1 rRNA gene is annotated in these 645 nt (G+C 57.8%); it reads left to right on the top strand.

The window, feature by feature from the left end:
* Window positions 1–538 (top strand): 16S ribosomal RNA (locus IG178_RS24765); the annotation flags it as partial.
* Window positions 539–645 lie beyond the last annotated feature (107 nt).

Below are 645 nucleotides of genomic sequence, written 5' to 3'. Positions count from 1 at the left end.
GTTCCAGAGATGGTTCTTCCCCTTTGGGGTCGGTATACAGGTGGTGCATGGTTGTCGTCAGCTCGTGTCGTGAGATGTTGGGTTAAGTCCCGCAACGAGCGCAACCCTCGTTCCATGTTGCCAGCACGTGATGGTGGGGACTCATGGGAGACTGCCGGGGTCAACTCGGAGGAAGGTGGGGATGACGTCAAATCATCATGCCCCTTATGTCTTGGGCTTCACGCATGCTACAATGGCCGGTACAAAGGGTTGCGATACTGTGAGGTGGAGCTAATCCCAAAAAGCCGGTCTCAGTTCGGATTGAGGTCTGCAACTCGACCTCATGAAGTCGGAGTCGCTAGTAATCGCAGATCAGCAACGCTGCGGTGAATACGTTCCCGGGCCTTGTACACACCGCCCGTCAAGTCACGAAAGTCGGTAACACCCGAAGCCGGTGGCCCAACCCTTGTGGAGGGAGCCGTCGAAGGTGGGACTGGCGATTGGGACTAAGTCGTAACAAGGTAGCCGTACCGGAAGGTGCGGCTGGATCACCTCCTTTCTAAGGAGCTTCACTCTGGTCGCCGTGTGGCGGCCCGCCCGCATGCCAATGAGTGGTGTGGGGGTTGTTTTGGTGAGACCCGCTGCACCTGGCCCGTTTCGAGGGCT

This window comes from Neoluteolibacter marinus (assembly GCF_014904755.1).
GTDB classification, from domain to species: Bacteria; Verrucomicrobiota; Verrucomicrobiia; order Verrucomicrobiales; family Akkermansiaceae; genus Haloferula; species Haloferula marina.
The sequence above is the reverse complement of the archived record's forward strand: the minus strand, read 5'-3'. Positions and strand labels throughout refer to the sequence as shown.